Here is a 14682-nt window from a genome sequence, read left to right on the forward strand (position 1 = left end):
GGGGTTTTATCATGTCTACCAGAGTAAAAATTCCTTTTGAAAAGGATCAACTTAAAACGTTAAAAGCTGGTGATCGCGTTTTGCTTACTGGCACCGTTTATACGGCAAGAGATGCAGCCCATAAACGTATGATCGAGCAGGTTGAAGCGGGTGGATCTCTTCCTTTTGATGTAGTAGACCAGGTGATTTATTATGTAGGGCCGACACCAACAAAAACTGGTCAAGTAATCGGTTCAGCTGGTCCAACTACAAGTAGTCGGATGGATAAATATACTCCAAAACTTCTACAGATGGGGTTAAAAGGAATGATTGGTAAAGGATACCGAAGTGATGAAGTTAAAAGAGCAATAGTGGATTCACAAGCAGTTTATTTTGGCGCAATTGGCGGTTCTGCGGCATTAATTTCAAAATCAATTAAACGTGTGGAGATCATTGCTTATGATGATTTGGGTACAGAGGCTATTCGTAAGTTAGAAATAGAGGACTTTCCGGTTGTTGTCATTAATGATGCTTCTGGTGGTGATTTATACGAGGAAGGTGTTGCAACGTATCGGCAACATTAATTGCTTTGACTCCTTTTTTAGTAGATAAGAAGGTATAAAACTTTCTTATCTACACAAGTGTAACTAAGGCTTGCACTCCAGAGCGTATGGGATTCTAAGAAAGCAAAGTACGCTTACTAAGAGTCCCTTTAACGATAAGCCGAGTTTTTTTAAAAAAGGAGCTGATAGGGGCGGTAGAAGATGAAGGATATCAATATAAGGAGTCAATATACAAGAAATGAACCGGAATTTTGGAAACTGACTATCGGTTTTACGTTAGCATCCTTTTTTATATTCGCCAATTTGTATAATGTTCAGCCATTGTTGCCTATTTTTTCGCGGGAATATAATATATCTCCTACTGTTTCAAGTCTATCTCTATCATTAACAACCTTTTCATTAGTCATTAGTCTCCTTGTTTTTGGATTTTTGTCTGATCGAAAAGGTCGTACCAAGCTAATGCGGATCACGATGTGGTTATCAGTTGTTCCACTTATCGCGGTACCATTAGTTGATGAATTTTGGTGGTTGCTTATGTGGAGGTTTATTTCAGGGATTACGTTGGCGGGACTCCCTGCAATGGCAGTGGCATATATAAACGAAGAGGTAGAGCAAAGGAGTAGAGGGTTATCTGTTTCCTTATTCATTGCAAGTAATGCTTTAGGAGGGATGACAGGACGTGTTTTAGGTGGGTACTTTGCTGACGAATTTAGCTGGCAGGATAGTTTTTATGCTTTGGCTGTTATTGGGGTTATGGTGAATATCTTGTGCTTATTTTTAATTCCTCGTTCAAGGAATTTTAAAAAATATAGTTATTCACTGACCAAGGACCTTAAAGGAATGGCTGTTCATCTAAAGAACCCGCTCTTATTGTTTGCATTTATATTTGGAATGATGCTGCAAACGGCATTTGCTGGCGTTTGGACCTATGTACCCTATTATTTAGAAAGCGAACCATTTCATTTAACTATTGGTGCTATTTCGTTTATTTACTTTAGTTATATTTTTGGTGTAATTGGATCGCCACTGGCTGGAAGGGTTTCTGATCATTATGGTATTACAAACGTAATGAAATTTGGGTTAGTTGCCATGATGGTTGGGGTTTTAACTACTTTGATCATGAATGTTTCCATGATTATTGTCGGGCTATCCATCGTATGCTTTGGTTTTTTTATTGCACATTCTATGGCCTCGACATGGGTAGGGATAAACGCTACCCACCATCGCAGTGGTGCGACGAGTATCTATTTATTCAGCTATTATAGTGGTGCAGCACTTGGAGGGACAGGTATAGGGTTTATATGGTCAACTTTCGGCTGGATAGGTGTAGCGACAATTTGTGTGATTTTCCCAGTTACATCAGGTGTGATTTTCTTTCGAATCGTAAAAAAAGTGGAAAATTCAAATCAAGAGTTTGACGCTTTAAGCTATGAAAAGGGGAATTAATAATGAAACTCGAAGCGATGACTTTGTCCCAAAAAATAGCACAATCTATTGCGGATCAAATTGTAGAAGGTTATATAAAGCCTGGTGAGCGATTATTAGAAAATAAACTAACAGATACATTCGGTACAAGTAGAGCACCGATCCGGGAAGCACTTTACATACTGGAAAGTGACGGAATCGTAGAACGGGTTCAACGACGGGGTGTTTTTGTAAAAGAATATAATCGAAAAGAACTGATTGATTTATATGATGTTGTTTACCGATTGGAAGAATTTGCTCTAAAAAAGGCAATCGTAAACGCAACCGATGAAGAGATAGCCAGGATATTTAATCTTTTAGAGCACATGGCAGATTTTATAAAAGACCGCGAAATTAAAGATTATTTTCCTTTAATGGAAGAACTGCATCAACTAATTTTCTTATTGTCAAAAAATGATGTGTTAGATGATCTGTATAGAAAGATCTACAAACAATTAAGGCCATTTCGATATATGGCATTATCTTATCCTGATAGTTTAGAGCAATCGTTTCTGGAATACTATGAAATAGCTGAGGGTTTAAAAGCACGTGATATTGATCAAACATTAAAAGCTTTGCAGAAAAAAGAAAAACGTGTGTTATTAAACTTTGAAAATCTGTTGATCGACAGCCAAACGCTGAAATAAGAAAGGGAGATTAGGATGAAAATTGTTGATATTAAAGAAAAGGCTGTACCAATTAAATCAGATATTAAAAATGCATATATTGATTTTAGTAAGATGACGGCGTCGGTTGTGGCAGTAGTAACAGATGTCATTCGCAATGGTAAACCAGTAATAGGTTATGGATTTAACTCAAATGGACGCTATGCACCGAGTGGGTTATTACGTGAGCGCTTTATTCCTCGTTTGTTGGATGCATCACCAGAGGATATAGTTAATGATGATCATACTAACTTTGACCCACACCGCATTTGGGACGTGCTAATGACAGGGGAAAAGCCTGGTGGACACGGGGAGCGTTCAGTTGCAGTTGGAACGATTGATATGGCAATCTGGGACGCTGTTGCGAAAATTGAGGAAAAGCCACTTTATCAATTACTAGCTGATCGATATCGTGGTGGAGAAGTAGATGAAAAAGTTTTTGTCTATGCAGCAGGAGGCTATTATAGTCCTGAGAAAGATATTGATAAACTTAAAAAGGAAATGAAAGGGTATCTGGACTTAGGCTATTCCGTTGTAAAGATTAAAATTGGCGGTGCATCACTAGAAGAAGATCTTCACAGAATTGAAGCAGTATTGGAGCTAGTACCTAGTGGGAAATCATTAGCAGTAGACGCAAACGGAAGATTTGATTTAGAAACAGCAGTAGCATATGCAAAAAGCTTGGAACCTTATGATCTATTTTGGTATGAGGAAGCAGGCGATCCACTAGATTATCAGCTGCAGAATGAGCTATCTAAACATTATAAACATCCGATGGCAACAGGAGAGAACCTCTTTTCGATGCAAGATGCCAGAAATCTGATTCGATACGGAGGAATGCGGTCTGATCGTGATATCCTACAATTTGATTGCTCCCTTAGTTATGGGCTAGTTGAATACATGCGTATATTAGATATGTTAAAAGAAAATGGATGGTCACCACGTCAATGCATACCACATGGTGGACACCAAATGTCGTTAAACATCGCGGCAGGATTGGGATTAGGAGGTAATGAATCCTATCCAGGTGTTTTCCAACCGTTTGGAGGATTTGCAGATGAAAATCCAATTGAAAATGGCTATGTTGGTTTACCGGATAGTCCTGGTGTTGGCTTTGAAGCCAAATCTGATCTAATTAAACTACTTCATTCGGTAGCTAAGTAAATTTCTAATCTTAAGGAGGAAAAATTAGATGAAAATTGGTATAATTGGATTAGGAACAATGGGCTACGAAATAGCCAGAAATTTTCTTGAGCAAGGTGTTGATGTCGGTGTCTTTGACATTAACAAAGAAGCAACTACGAAACTAGCAAAGCTTGGTGCCAAGGCCTTTGAAAATCCTAGGGAACTAGCTACAAACTACTCCTATGTTATAACCATTCTACCCAATGTCCATATTGTTAAGAGTGTATTGCTTGCACCAGATGGTTTACTAAAAGGATTTCATGAAGGTAGTATGCTAATCGACATGACAAGTTCGGACCCAGAGGTCACAAAAGAGCTTGCTACGATTGTTACGGATAAGGGCTATAGAATGATCGATGCACCTGTTAGCGGTGGCATAAGTAAAGCGATAGATGGTACACTAACTATCATGGTAGGCGGAGAAAAGACAAATTTTGAAGAAGTAAAGCCTCTTTTTACTATTATTGGTGATAATATTATTCATGTTGGAGAAGCCGGAGCAGGTCATACGATCAAAGCATTAAACAATATGATCTCAGCCACAACGCTCGCTGTTACAGGCGAAGCACTAGCACTTGGTGTGAAACAAGGGTTAGATCCAACTAAAATGTTAGAGGTTATTAATACAAGTACTGGTAGAAGCTTATCGAGTGAGCAAAAATTTCCAAATCAAATCGTTCCACGGAAATTCAAGGGTGGCTTTACGCTTGATTTAATGGTAAAAGATTTAACCATTGCAATGAGTTTAGCAGATAATAATCGTGCACCAATGCACGCTGCTAGTGGTGCATATCAGCTATGGAAACACGCATGGGCACAAGGTAATCCTGAACTTGATCATACTACTATGGTTAAGTTTATTGAAGATAGTATGGATGTTAAGATTAAAGCAAAAGAAGACCAAGGAGTTACCTAGGTTGTAAGAGGGTGAAGAAGTTATGGAAGATTTTTTATTAACCGATCAAGATCGCGCTACACTACAATACAAAGTAACAACTAAGTTACGAGAGGTTATTTTAAAAGGTGATTTTAAGTTGGGCGATCGACTAATACAAGAGGAGTGGGCTACAAAGCTCGGAGTAAGCCGAATGCCAATTCGTGAGGCATTAAGGCAACTGGAAGTAGAAGGACTTGTACGAATTGAGCCACGTCGTGGAGCGATTGTAACTCCTATTTCCATCAGTGACATTGAGGAAATCTATCAGTTAAGAACCTTACTAGAAGGGGAAGCTGTAGAACGGTCACTTCCATTCTTAGAAGAAGATGATATAACAGAATTAGAGTCATTATACTCTCAGATGATTTCCTTAAACAACACGGAAAAAGATGTAGAAGAATTTATGAAATTAAACGCAGAGTTTCACCGGATATTGCGACATGGTTGTCCATGGCGTAGGATTCATAGTATGATTGACACACTTTGGAAAGGTATTCCGTTATACACTCCTAGTCTGTTATCCAATCATATTAAAGAGGCACACCAGGAACACAAACAAATGGTGGAATTTATTAGACAAAATGAACCAAAGAAACTAAGGAGAATCATGGAAAAGCATATATTGCGAACACGTGATAACCTAATACGAATGATTGAGAAGAAAGATGTAGAAAAAGATTAAAGAATTACTTCTTTAATCTTTTTCTTCTAGACATTTTATATTGTATCCAGTATCCTATAATTATAAGAAAATTTTAAATAGACAAAGAAAGGGGTTGGGAATATGACAGGACCTTTAAAAGGAATTCGAGTAATTGATATTACTACGAATATATCTGGACCAAGTTTAACGATGATTTTAGCAGATCTAGGTGCCGAAGTTATTAAAATTGAACGTCCAAATACTGGAGATGATTCAAGAATGATGGGGCCACTTTGGGAAGGAGAAGGAGTATATTACCTACACATTAATCGTAATAAGCGATCAATTGTAATTGATCTGCGAACAAGTGAGGGGAAAGATCTAATTTATGACCTCATTAAAGATGCAGACGTTTTTGTGGAGAATTTCCGATATGGAAAAGCTAGCAAACTAGGTATTGGATATGAAGATTTAAAAGAAGTTAACAAAGGACTTATTTATTGTTCATTATCAGCATATGGTCAAGAAGGCGAAAAGCGTCATAAACCAGGATATGATGCAATTGTGCAGGCAGATACGGGAATTATGGGGATTAATGGATCTGAAGATGGTGAAGTAGCCCGGGCAGGTGTTTCTATCTTGGACCAAGGCAGTGCCATGTGGGGAGCACTTGGAATCGTTTCTGCTTTGTATCACCGTGTGCAATCTGGTAAAGGGCAAAAAGTTGAAACCTCCCTTTATGAAACAGGCGTATTTTGGACGGGGTATCACATGCTTTCCTATATGGCTACAGGTATTGAACCGAAGAAGATGGGTACAAACCATGCGTCATTTGCGCCATACGGAGCATTTGCAACTGCCGATGATTCCATTATGATCGGGATTTCAAACAATTCCTTATTTGCAAAGTTGTGTAAGGTGTTAAGTAAAGAGGAATGGATAGAAGATGATCGTTTTCGTACCAATCTTAATCGAGTAGAAAACCGTACTGTATTAAACGACTGTATTGAAAGCGTATTCAAGACGAAATCTGCCTCTGTTTGGATTCATGAATTGGAAGAAGGAGGCGTTCCGAGTTCTATTATTCAGAAGGTTTCTTCAGTGATTAAGAGTGCGCAAACAGAAAGTACGAAGATGTTAACACCAGTAAATCATCCAAAGATTAAAGGGTTAAATTTACCACGATTACCATTTCAGTTATCAGATTCACCACTGGAAATTCAGAAATCACCTCCATTATTAGGGGAAGATACTATATCCATCTTAAGGGAAAAAGATATTGATGATGAAACTATTAGTGAGTTAATTGAGAAGGGTGTCATTCAAGTTAGTGATCAACTGGAATATAAAAAATAAGAAAAGGTGCTGATCAAATGAACAAGGAAAACTTTGACAAGGGATTAGAAGTGAGACGTAGTGTGTTAGGGAAGGAATATGTTGATAAATCGATTGATAATGCTACAGATTTTAATAGAGACATGCAGGAGCTTGTAACAGAATATTGCTGGGGGGAAGTTTGGACACGCCCAGGTCTTGATAAAAAAACGAGAAGTATGCTTAATCTAGCAATGATTACTGCTTTAAACCGTCCTCATGAACTGAAATTACATGTTCGAGGGGCAATTCGCAATGGACTTACAAAAGATGAAATAAAAGAAATCTTTTTACAAACTGCCATTTACTGTGGGGTACCTGCAGCAATTGATAGTTTTAGAAATGCAAGTGAAGTATTCAAAGAGATGGAAAAAGAAGAAGAGAATAGATAATATAAAAGAGGCTATCAAATCGATAGCCTCTTTTATTACTAGATTTTATTCAGGTGGTTAACTACCGCCATGTTCCTCATTAGCGCTACGTACTGCTTCATAAACGTCAGCACCAATTTCATCTTCAAACTCATTATAAATAGGTTCTAGTGTATCACGGAATGCCTGGACTTGATCTGTGGTTAATTCAATGATCTCGACATCTCCACGCTCTTTAATGATTTCATACCCTCCATCATTTAAGGCTTTTGCCTCCGCTCGTGCAGTTTCAGTTCCTGCTTCTACACCAGCCTCAACAATTTCTCTTGTTGCATCGTTCATGCCTTCCCAGAACTCTGTGTTTGTGAAGATAGCATAATCTACACGTGTATGATTCATAACAGTCATATAGTCTTGAACTTCGTCAAATTTCTTTGATTCGATATTACTAAATGTATTTTCCTGTCCATCAACAACGCCTTGATCAAGTGCTGTGTATAACTCACCAAAAGGTATGGATTCTGATCCTGCACCTAATGTTGTGTATATTGCTTCAAGAACTTGACCACCTTGAGTACGGAACTTTAAGCCTTCAAGATCATCTGGTGAGTCAATAGGATTACTATCATTTGTAAGGTGTTTACCACCATTTGGCCACATGTATAATCCCAAAACGCCGTCATCAGTAAGACTAGTTAAAATCTCCTGGCCCTTATCGCCATCCCAAAACGCTATAGCTGCTGCGTCATTGTCAAAAGCGAATGGTAATGATGGTACGTTAAATTGTGGATTATTACCAACAAACTTAGATAAATCAGGTGCGATGAATTGGACATTGTTAGAAACTAAATTTTGATATTCGTCCTGATCACCAAAAAGTGAACTGTTTGGATAAATTTCCACCGTGATTTTTCCATCTGATGCTTCTTCAATGTATTCCTTTGTCGCAAGAGCTCCCTGGTGTTTAGGAGTGTTCTCTGCTACTACGTGTGAGAACTTAATGGTTGTTTCTTGAACTCCGTCGTCACCACTATCGCCATCACCACCACTATCACCTTCACCAGAAGCGTCATCACTACCACATGCTGCCAAAACAAGAATCAAAGTGAATGTCAGCAACCCAAATAGTATTTTCTTCATAAAAATAATACCCCCTATTGATAATTAAATATCTTTCATAAGTATACGTAAATATGAATCTACTAGAGTTTATCCACCTCCTAGTTAATCCAATATCTCAGATCCATATGTAAGGGTTTCCAAAAAACAGATAACTCTCATATGAATTCTGTAAGACAATCATCCGATCATTGTTGAAATTAAAAGTTATCTTAGTGTTAAGGATATTGGATACAATTATAGAATTATCCTATCATAAGGATTTTAAAATGTAAATAGAACTTTCTAAAAATTATGAACCGAGGTGCAAACTCACAATCATTCTATGAAGGTAAGTATGAAAAATTATTATATATACAATTTATTTAATGTCTTGTGAATTTTCGGATATTATACTATTATATTAAACATAGAATAGTATCCAAAATACAATTTTATAAAAAGAGAGGATGTAAAGAGATAAATGAAAATATTAACAATGATCGAAAACATTATTTCGGCACTTTTTTTTCTAGCTGGAATCTCACTTAGTTTATATTCTGTGTTTATGCGTTATGTAATGGGCGGATCACAAAGCTGGGCTACTGAGATATTTACCATGATGCTCGTTTGGGCAATATTTATTGGCTTTTCTACTGCATTAAGAGACGATAAGCATGTTTCCATTGATATATTATATGATCGAGTAGGGCCTGGAATGAAAAAGGTATGTGAACTTGTTACGCTCATTTTTGGAATCGCTTTCAGTTTATTCTTTATATGGACTGGTATTGATATGGTATCAACTGCATACGCACAAGAAATTAGAACAATTGATGCCGGGTTTCCTATTTGGATTAATTATTTGATTATGCCTATCGCTGGAGTGCTTTTATTTATAAGATTTGTAGAAAAGGCATATCGATTTTTTTTGAAAAAGGAAATACCAACGGAAAAGGAGGCTGGATCTGAATGGCAACTGTAATATTAATCAGCCTATTATTTATTCTCGCTTTTTTACGAGTACCAATTGCAATCAGCCTCGGTATATCTAGTATTATTTCTCTTTGGATGATAGATTTCTCGGTTGATACGGTTATTCAAAAAATGTTTACTGGTGTAAATAGCACCACTTTAATGGCAATTCCCGGCTTCGTGTTTGCTGGTTTAATTATGGCAAAAGGTGGGATCTCAAAATACTTAATAGAATGTATTCGTGCTTGGATTGGTCATACAAGGGGTGGTCTTTCTATTGTAACAATCGTAACATGTATGATTTTTGCTGCTATCTCAGGTTCAAGCCCAGCAACTGCTGCAGCTATTGGGGCTATTATGATACCAATGATGGTTGAAGCTGGATATGATAAAAAGTATGCGATGGGATTGGTTGCCTCGGCTGGAACATTAGGGATATTGCTTCCACCATCTATACCACTAATTTTATATGGATCAGTAGCAGAGGAATCAACTGGTAAGCTATTTTCAGCAGGTATATTACCTGGCATATTCTTGGGAGGGGCACTAATTGTATCGGCTGTGATTGTTGCTCGTACCAAAAATTATGGTGGGCTTGAAAAAGTCCCACTTTCACAGCGTTGGAGACCTACCATTAAGGCATTCTGGGGATTGATCATGCCAGTCTTAATTTTAGGGAGTATTTACACAGGAATTGTAACTCCAACTGAAGCTGCATTTCTATCTGTATTATATGCGCTTATCATCTCGGTAGTAATTTATCGTGAAATAACATTTAAGAAGTTTAATAGTATTGTATTAGAATCCATTAATACGACATCCATGATTTTCTTAATCATTGCATCTGCTTTAGTGTTTGGTATGTTTTTAACAACAGAACAAGTGCCACAAATGTTTGCTTCATGGGTAAGTGAAAGTGGAGTGAATAAATGGATATTCTTAGGCATAGTTAACGTATTGTTCTTCATACTAGGTATGTTTTTAGAGCCAACTGCGATTATTTTAATCACATTGCCGATATTCCTTCCGATTTTACAAACGTTGGATATTGATGTCATTCATTTTGCGATTATTATGGTAGTTAATATGGAGCTGGGAATGATTACTCCACCAGTAGGGTTAAATTTATTTGTAGTTAGTGGGATGATGAAAGAAAAAGTTGAAAATGTCATTAAAGGGGTTCTACCATTCTTTGTGATCTTTGTGGTTGTGCTAATCGTTATCATCCTAGTACCCGAAATCTCTTTATTCTTAACTAGATAGATTTGTAACGCAAAGAAGGGGAGTAACAAAATGGATAAATCATATTTATTTGTACCAGGAAATCAATTTGAGCGCATCGGTAAAGCAATTCGAAGTGAAGCTGATGCGGTCATCATTGACCTAGAAGATTCGATTGCTATAAAGGAAAAAAATAATGCACGCAGTTGTGCTGAACGGGCATTGGATCATTATGAAATAGACGATAAACAAGTCTACATAAGGATAAATGATCTTAAAAGTGACTTTTGGACGAAAGATGCAGAATTACTGGTAAAGTATCCTTTCGTAAGTGTAATGCTACCAAAGACGGAGTCAGCAGAAGATATTTACTCGTTAAATAGCAATTTATCATTTGGACAAAAAATTATTCCTTTAATTGAGACGGCTAAAGGAATAGCTTCTTCAACAGAGATAGCAACATCTGCACAAAATATAGTGCGTCTTGCGTTTGGGGCAGTAGATTATTGTCTTGATCTTGGAATATCCATTACACAAAATGAACATGAACTGATCTATCCTAGGTCATCACTGGTTGTTGCCTCTAGAGCGGCAGACATTCAAAGTCCAATTGACACCGTATACGTCAATATTGAAGATGACAGTGGATTTTTAGAAGAAACAAAATTAGCCATTCAACTCGGGTTATTTGCTAAGCTATGTATTCATCCAAAGCAAGTAAAACTGGTGAATCAATTATTTGTTCCGTCAAAAACAGATGTTCAATGGGCAAAAGAAGTTATAACTACTTTTGAAGAAGCGGAGAGCCAAGGACTAGCATCTATTAAATTAAATGGGGGAATGATTGACTATCCAGTATATAAACAAGCTCTCTCAATAGTTGAACGAATAAAGTAGAGAGGTGCTTATTACCTATATATAAAGAAGGTCTGTAAAAAATGAATTCTTCTGTTGAACAAAATAAGAGTGAAACAAGGTACGCCCGAAGCGCTAATCTAAAACGGATTTTAAGCTTAATAGTAGCTGTAACCATTTTTATAATGATCGTATACTTTTTACCTGATTCATTCTCTTACGCTGCAAAAATAATGACAGCTATAATCTGCTTTGGTGTACTACTGTGGGCCTTAGAACCGATTCCAATTGGGCTCACAGCATTGATTGTTCTACTTTTAATGCTTCTTTTTGATGTTGCTGAATCAAGTGTTATTTTTAGTGGATTTGCATCACCTGCTATTTACCTGATTGTTGGTGGAATGATGCTAGCTAAGGCAGTTAATGATACATCGTTAGCTAAGCGGGTTTCGTATATGATGTTAAGGAAATGGGGGCATACTTCCAAAGGTCTATTAGCCAGTATCCTGGTTATTACACAAATACAAGCCTTTTTTATTCCTGCAACAGCTGTTCGAACTACGTTGATGCTACCTATTTCTTCCATGATTATTGAAACGGTCGGTGCCAAGCCACAAAGTAATTTACGAAAAATGATCTTGCTAGGTGTAGCCTATGGAGGCAATATTAGCGGGACAGCTATTATGACAGCTGCCATAGGTAATATTTTAACAATAGAGCTGTTGAATAGCTATGTGAATATAAGCATTACTTATTTTCAGTGGTTTTTTTATACCTTTCCTTTATGGTTTATATTAATACCTTCTATGTGGCTTTTATTATTAAAGATGTTCCCATTACCTAAAGAGCAAAGAACATTTCCAATGATAAAACAGGAGATGGAAGACAAGATCCATGATTTAGGTCCAATCAATTATCGAGAACTTCGATGTCTGTTTATTTTAGTGCTAACTGTTGGTTTGTGGGTAACAGAGCCATTGCATGGTTTACATCCGAGTATTCCCGCATTAATTGGAGTTGCATTAATGACATTTCCAGGAATAGGTTGTGCTAGTTGGGACAACGTTGTAAAAATAAATTACAATACGGTTTTACTAGTTAGTGTCACGCTTTCGATGGGCTACACTTTAATAGATTCTGGGGCAGCAAGTACGATTAGTGAATATTTAAGTGTTGATTGGGTATTAAAGATAATACAAAACCCTGTACTTGCGGTAATTTTTGTTGTGGTGTTAGCTCAGCTATTTCATAAAATGATCTCCAACGTTTCGACTGCGGTGGTTACATTGCTCCCTATTGTATTAAGTTTAGCTTCTAATGCGAATATAGATCCATTAGTAGTAGGATTTACTGCAGGCTTATCGAGTCTATATGGGTTTGTCTTAATAGTAGAAACAATGCCAAATCTACTAGTCCATAGTACTGGGATGATAACTCAAAAAGACTTTTTAAAACCAGGGCTTTACGCAACGATCATAACCACTATTTTGACTATAATAGTAGGACTAACATGGTGGAGATTTATAGGCTTGGTGTAGGGGAGGAGGTCACTTCCAGGTTTTTGTCAGTATATGTCGAAAGAGTATTAAGTACGTACAAAAAGGAGAACAATCGGAATCAACCGACTGTTCTCCTTTTCGTTTTCTAGTAATCTTTTAGTCTTCGTCTACTGGATAAACGCCGTTTTCGTCATGTACTTCGTTTCCAGAGATTGGTGGATTGAACACACAAACCATACGCATATCAGTTTTGGCACGTAGTAGATGTTCATCATTCTTATCTAAAGCATAAAGTTCATCTTTTTTAATTGGCCATACTTTATTATCGCTGATCGTGATTACTTCACCTTCACCTTCAATACAATATACTGATTCTAGGTGGTTTTGATACCAAATATGTGTTTCTGTTCCAGCTTTTATGATTGTATCGTGTACAGAATATCCCATTCCGTCGTCTTTTACGATTAGTCGGCGACTTATCCAGTTGCCACCATCTACATCTTTTTCGCTACCTTGGATATCGTCTTTTAGTGATACTACTTTCATTTGTTATTCCCCCTGATTTTTTAGTTTGAGATAGGTTCTTTTACCATAGATTTAATACTTTCTTCAATTATTTCAAAACCTGCTTTAAGTTCATCTTCATCAATATTGATGGCAGGGAATAATTTAAATACTTCATCATCCGGGCCAGCTGTTTCCATAATTAACCCACGGCTGAATGCTTCGGCTGCAACTTTTTCAGCAAGTCCTTCTACGCTTGAACTGATTCCTATCATGAGCCCACGGCCTTTTACATGACCTTCTAATTCTGGATAGTTTTCGACCATACTTTCTAAAAAGTCGGCTACCATTTTAGATTTTTTCTTAATACCTGCTTCAAAGTTTGCATCTTCCCAATACTCAAGTGCAGCTGTTGCTGTAACAAATGCATGGTTATTACCACGGAATGTACCATTATGCTCACCAGGTTCCCATATATCCAAATCTGGACGGATAAGGGTAACAGCAAGTGGTAAACCGTACCCACTAAGTGATTTAGATAAGCAAACGATATCTGGATTAATACCTGCAGGTTCAAAGCTAAAGAATGTTCCTGTACGGCCGATACCTGCTTGAACGTCATCGACAATCAATAGAATATCCCATTGTTTACAGATCTTTTCTACGCGTTGTAGCCACTCGGAACTTGCAGCGTTTATTCCGCCTTCTCCTTGAACAGTTTCTAATATTACAGCAGCAGGTATAGCAACACCACTACCACTGCCTTCAAGGAAATGTTCCAGGTAATCTAGTGAGTCATAGTTATCATCCATAAAGTTGTCATATGGCATCGTAACTGAATTGTGAAGCGGGATTCCAGCTCCTTTACGCTTAAACGAGTTACCTGTAACCGATAAAGAGCCAATTGTCATACCATGGAATCCGTTCGTAAAGCTAATAACATCTGTTCTGCCTGTAACTTTTCTGGCAAGTTTTAAAGCACTTTCTACGGTGTTTGTTCCTGTTGGTCCTGGGAACATTACTTTATAGTCCATATTTCTCGGGTTTAAAATAGCTTCATAAAACTTGGTCAAAAATTGACCTTTTGCAGTTGATGCCATGTCCAATGAATGGGTAATGCCGTCATCTGTAATATACTCAATCAGTTTCTGCTTCATTTTAGGGTCGTTGTGACCATAGTTCAATGCACCGGCACCTGAAAAGAAATCAATATATTCTTTACCAGATTCATCCCACATTTTAGATCCTTTAGATTTAGTGAATACGGTAGGGAAATTGCGGCAATAGCTCCGTACTTCAGATTCCAGCTTATCAAAGACTTCCATATTTGTATGGGTCAAAAGTAATTC

At 37.3% G+C, this 14682-nt stretch carries 15 protein-coding genes; 12 read left to right on the top strand and 3 right to left on the bottom strand.

The annotated features are described in order from the left end of the window. Positions 1-11: 11 nt before the first annotated feature. From ACFQ3N_RS03280 to pcaC, 8 genes are all read left to right on the top strand, one after another. The gene (locus ACFQ3N_RS03280; protein WP_390359499.1) at positions 12-563 is read left to right on the top strand and encodes a Fe-S-containing hydro-lyase; all 552 of its coding nucleotides are present in this window, start codon (positions 12-14) and stop codon (positions 561-563) included. 180 nt (positions 564-743) lie between these two features. Continuing rightward, positions 744-1988: an MFS transporter gene (locus ACFQ3N_RS03285; RefSeq protein ID WP_390359501.1), complete on the top strand. Its 1245-nt coding sequence runs from the start codon at positions 744-746 to the stop codon at positions 1986-1988. Between the two features lie 2 nt (positions 1989-1990). Next, positions 1991-2653: a GntR family transcriptional regulator gene (locus tag ACFQ3N_RS03290; protein ID WP_390359503.1), complete on the top strand. Its 663-nt coding sequence runs from the start codon at positions 1991-1993 to the stop codon at positions 2651-2653. Positions 2654-2668: 15 nt separating this feature from the next. Beyond that, positions 2669-3835 carry a mandelate racemase/muconate lactonizing enzyme family protein gene (locus ACFQ3N_RS03295; protein WP_390359505.1) on the top strand — a complete coding sequence of 389 codons (1167 nt, stop codon included), beginning with the start codon at positions 2669-2671 and terminating at the stop codon, positions 3833-3835. Positions 3836-3863: 28 nt separating this feature from the next. After that, positions 3864-4772, top strand: a complete 909-nt coding sequence (locus ACFQ3N_RS03300; protein WP_390359506.1) for an NAD(P)-dependent oxidoreductase — start codon at positions 3864-3866, stop codon at positions 4770-4772. A gap of 22 nt (positions 4773-4794) precedes the next feature. Continuing rightward, positions 4795-5475, top strand: a complete 681-nt coding sequence (locus ACFQ3N_RS03305; protein WP_390359508.1) for a GntR family transcriptional regulator — start codon at positions 4795-4797, stop codon at positions 5473-5475. Between the two features lie 102 nt (positions 5476-5577). Continuing rightward, the gene (locus ACFQ3N_RS03310) at positions 5578-6792 is read left to right on the top strand and encodes a CaiB/BaiF CoA transferase family protein (RefSeq protein ID WP_390359510.1); all 1215 of its coding nucleotides are present in this window, start codon (positions 5578-5580) and stop codon (positions 6790-6792) included. Positions 6793-6809: 17 nt separating this feature from the next. Further along, positions 6810-7202: a 4-carboxymuconolactone decarboxylase gene (gene pcaC, locus ACFQ3N_RS03315; protein ID WP_390359512.1), complete on the top strand. Its 393-nt coding sequence runs from the start codon at positions 6810-6812 to the stop codon at positions 7200-7202. A gap of 57 nt (positions 7203-7259) precedes the next feature. On the opposite strand, the gene ACFQ3N_RS03320 is transcribed toward pcaC, so the two are convergent. After that, positions 7260-8321, bottom strand: coding sequence for a DctP family TRAP transporter solute-binding subunit (locus ACFQ3N_RS03320; protein ID WP_390359514.1), 1062 nt, complete (start codon positions 8319-8321; stop codon positions 7260-7262). A gap of 442 nt (positions 8322-8763) precedes the next feature. Here ACFQ3N_RS03320 and ACFQ3N_RS03325 point away from each other — a divergent pair, with 442 nt between their 5' ends. Genes ACFQ3N_RS03325 through ACFQ3N_RS03340 form a run of 4 tightly spaced genes read left to right on the top strand, consistent with a single transcriptional unit; the run spans position 8764 to position 12868 of the window. Next, positions 8764-9264 (top strand): TRAP transporter small permease, encoded by a 501-nt coding sequence (locus ACFQ3N_RS03325; RefSeq protein WP_390359516.1) that lies wholly within the window; start codon positions 8764-8766, stop codon positions 9262-9264. Continuing rightward, on the top strand, positions 9252-10517 hold the full coding sequence (locus ACFQ3N_RS03330) for a TRAP transporter large permease (RefSeq protein ID WP_390359518.1): 1266 nt from the start codon (positions 9252-9254) through the stop codon (positions 10515-10517). Before ACFQ3N_RS03325 ends, ACFQ3N_RS03330 begins: the two co-directional genes overlap by 13 nt. Before the next feature lie 30 nt (positions 10518-10547). Then, positions 10548-11372 (top strand): HpcH/HpaI aldolase/citrate lyase family protein, encoded by an 825-nt coding sequence (locus tag ACFQ3N_RS03335; RefSeq protein ID WP_390359520.1) that lies wholly within the window; start codon positions 10548-10550, stop codon positions 11370-11372. 41 nt (positions 11373-11413) lie between these two features. Further along, the gene (locus ACFQ3N_RS03340; protein WP_390359522.1) at positions 11414-12868 is read left to right on the top strand and encodes an SLC13 family permease; all 1455 of its coding nucleotides are present in this window, start codon (positions 11414-11416) and stop codon (positions 12866-12868) included. A 117-nt stretch (positions 12869-12985) separates the two neighbouring features. Here the strand turns inward: ACFQ3N_RS03340 and ACFQ3N_RS03345 are convergent, their stop codons facing one another. Together ACFQ3N_RS03345 and ectB are read right to left on the bottom strand one after the other, a co-directional pair. Further along, a complete protein-coding gene (locus ACFQ3N_RS03345) occupies positions 12986-13375 on the bottom strand; it encodes an ectoine synthase (RefSeq protein WP_390359524.1) in 390 nt (129 codons plus the stop codon). Between the two features lie 20 nt (positions 13376-13395). Further along, entirely contained in the window at positions 13396-14658 is a 1263-nt protein-coding gene (gene ectB, locus ACFQ3N_RS03350) for a diaminobutyrate--2-oxoglutarate transaminase (RefSeq protein WP_390359789.1), read from the bottom strand. Positions 14659-14682 lie beyond the last annotated feature (24 nt).

Source organism: Virgibacillus byunsanensis (assembly GCF_042675965.1).
Taxonomy (GTDB): domain Bacteria; phylum Bacillota; class Bacilli; order Bacillales; family Amphibacillaceae; genus Virgibacillus_R; species Virgibacillus_R byunsanensis.

Excerpts from the sequence above, each read along its gene's own strand:
- pcaC (WP_390359512.1), top strand. The coding sequence starts at position 6,810 with ATGAACAAGGAAAACTTTGACAAGGGATTAGAAGTGAGACGTAGTGTG.
- ACFQ3N_RS03325 (WP_390359516.1), top strand. The coding sequence starts at position 8,764 with ATGAAAATATTAACAATGATCGAAAACATTATTTCGGCACTTTTTTTT.
- ACFQ3N_RS03305 (WP_390359508.1), top strand. The coding sequence starts at position 4,795 with ATGGAAGATTTTTTATTAACCGATCAAGATCGCGCTACACTACAATAC.
- ACFQ3N_RS03295 (WP_390359505.1), top strand. The coding sequence starts at position 2,669 with ATGAAAATTGTTGATATTAAAGAAAAGGCTGTACCAATTAAATCAGAT.
- ACFQ3N_RS03310 (WP_390359510.1), top strand. The coding sequence starts at position 5,578 with ATGACAGGACCTTTAAAAGGAATTCGAGTAATTGATATTACTACGAAT.
- ACFQ3N_RS03345 (WP_390359524.1), bottom strand. The coding sequence starts at position 13,375 with ATGAAAGTAGTATCACTAAAAGACGATATCCAAGGTAGCGAAAAAGAT.
- ACFQ3N_RS03290 (WP_390359503.1), top strand. The coding sequence starts at position 1,991 with ATGAAACTCGAAGCGATGACTTTGTCCCAAAAAATAGCACAATCTATT.
- ACFQ3N_RS03320 (WP_390359514.1), bottom strand. The coding sequence starts at position 8,321 with ATGAAGAAAATACTATTTGGGTTGCTGACATTCACTTTGATTCTTGTT.
- ACFQ3N_RS03285 (WP_390359501.1), top strand. The coding sequence starts at position 744 with ATGAAGGATATCAATATAAGGAGTCAATATACAAGAAATGAACCGGAA.
- ACFQ3N_RS03340 (WP_390359522.1), top strand. The coding sequence starts at position 11,414 with ATGAATTCTTCTGTTGAACAAAATAAGAGTGAAACAAGGTACGCCCGA.
- ACFQ3N_RS03300 (WP_390359506.1), top strand. The coding sequence starts at position 3,864 with ATGAAAATTGGTATAATTGGATTAGGAACAATGGGCTACGAAATAGCC.
- ACFQ3N_RS03280 (WP_390359499.1), top strand. The coding sequence starts at position 12 with ATGTCTACCAGAGTAAAAATTCCTTTTGAAAAGGATCAACTTAAAACG.
- ectB (WP_390359789.1), bottom strand. The coding sequence starts at position 14,658 with ATGGAAGTCTTTGATAAGCTGGAATCTGAAGTACGGAGCTATTGCCGC.
- ACFQ3N_RS03330 (WP_390359518.1), top strand. The coding sequence starts at position 9,252 with ATGGCAACTGTAATATTAATCAGCCTATTATTTATTCTCGCTTTTTTA.
- ACFQ3N_RS03335 (WP_390359520.1), top strand. The coding sequence starts at position 10,548 with ATGGATAAATCATATTTATTTGTACCAGGAAATCAATTTGAGCGCATC.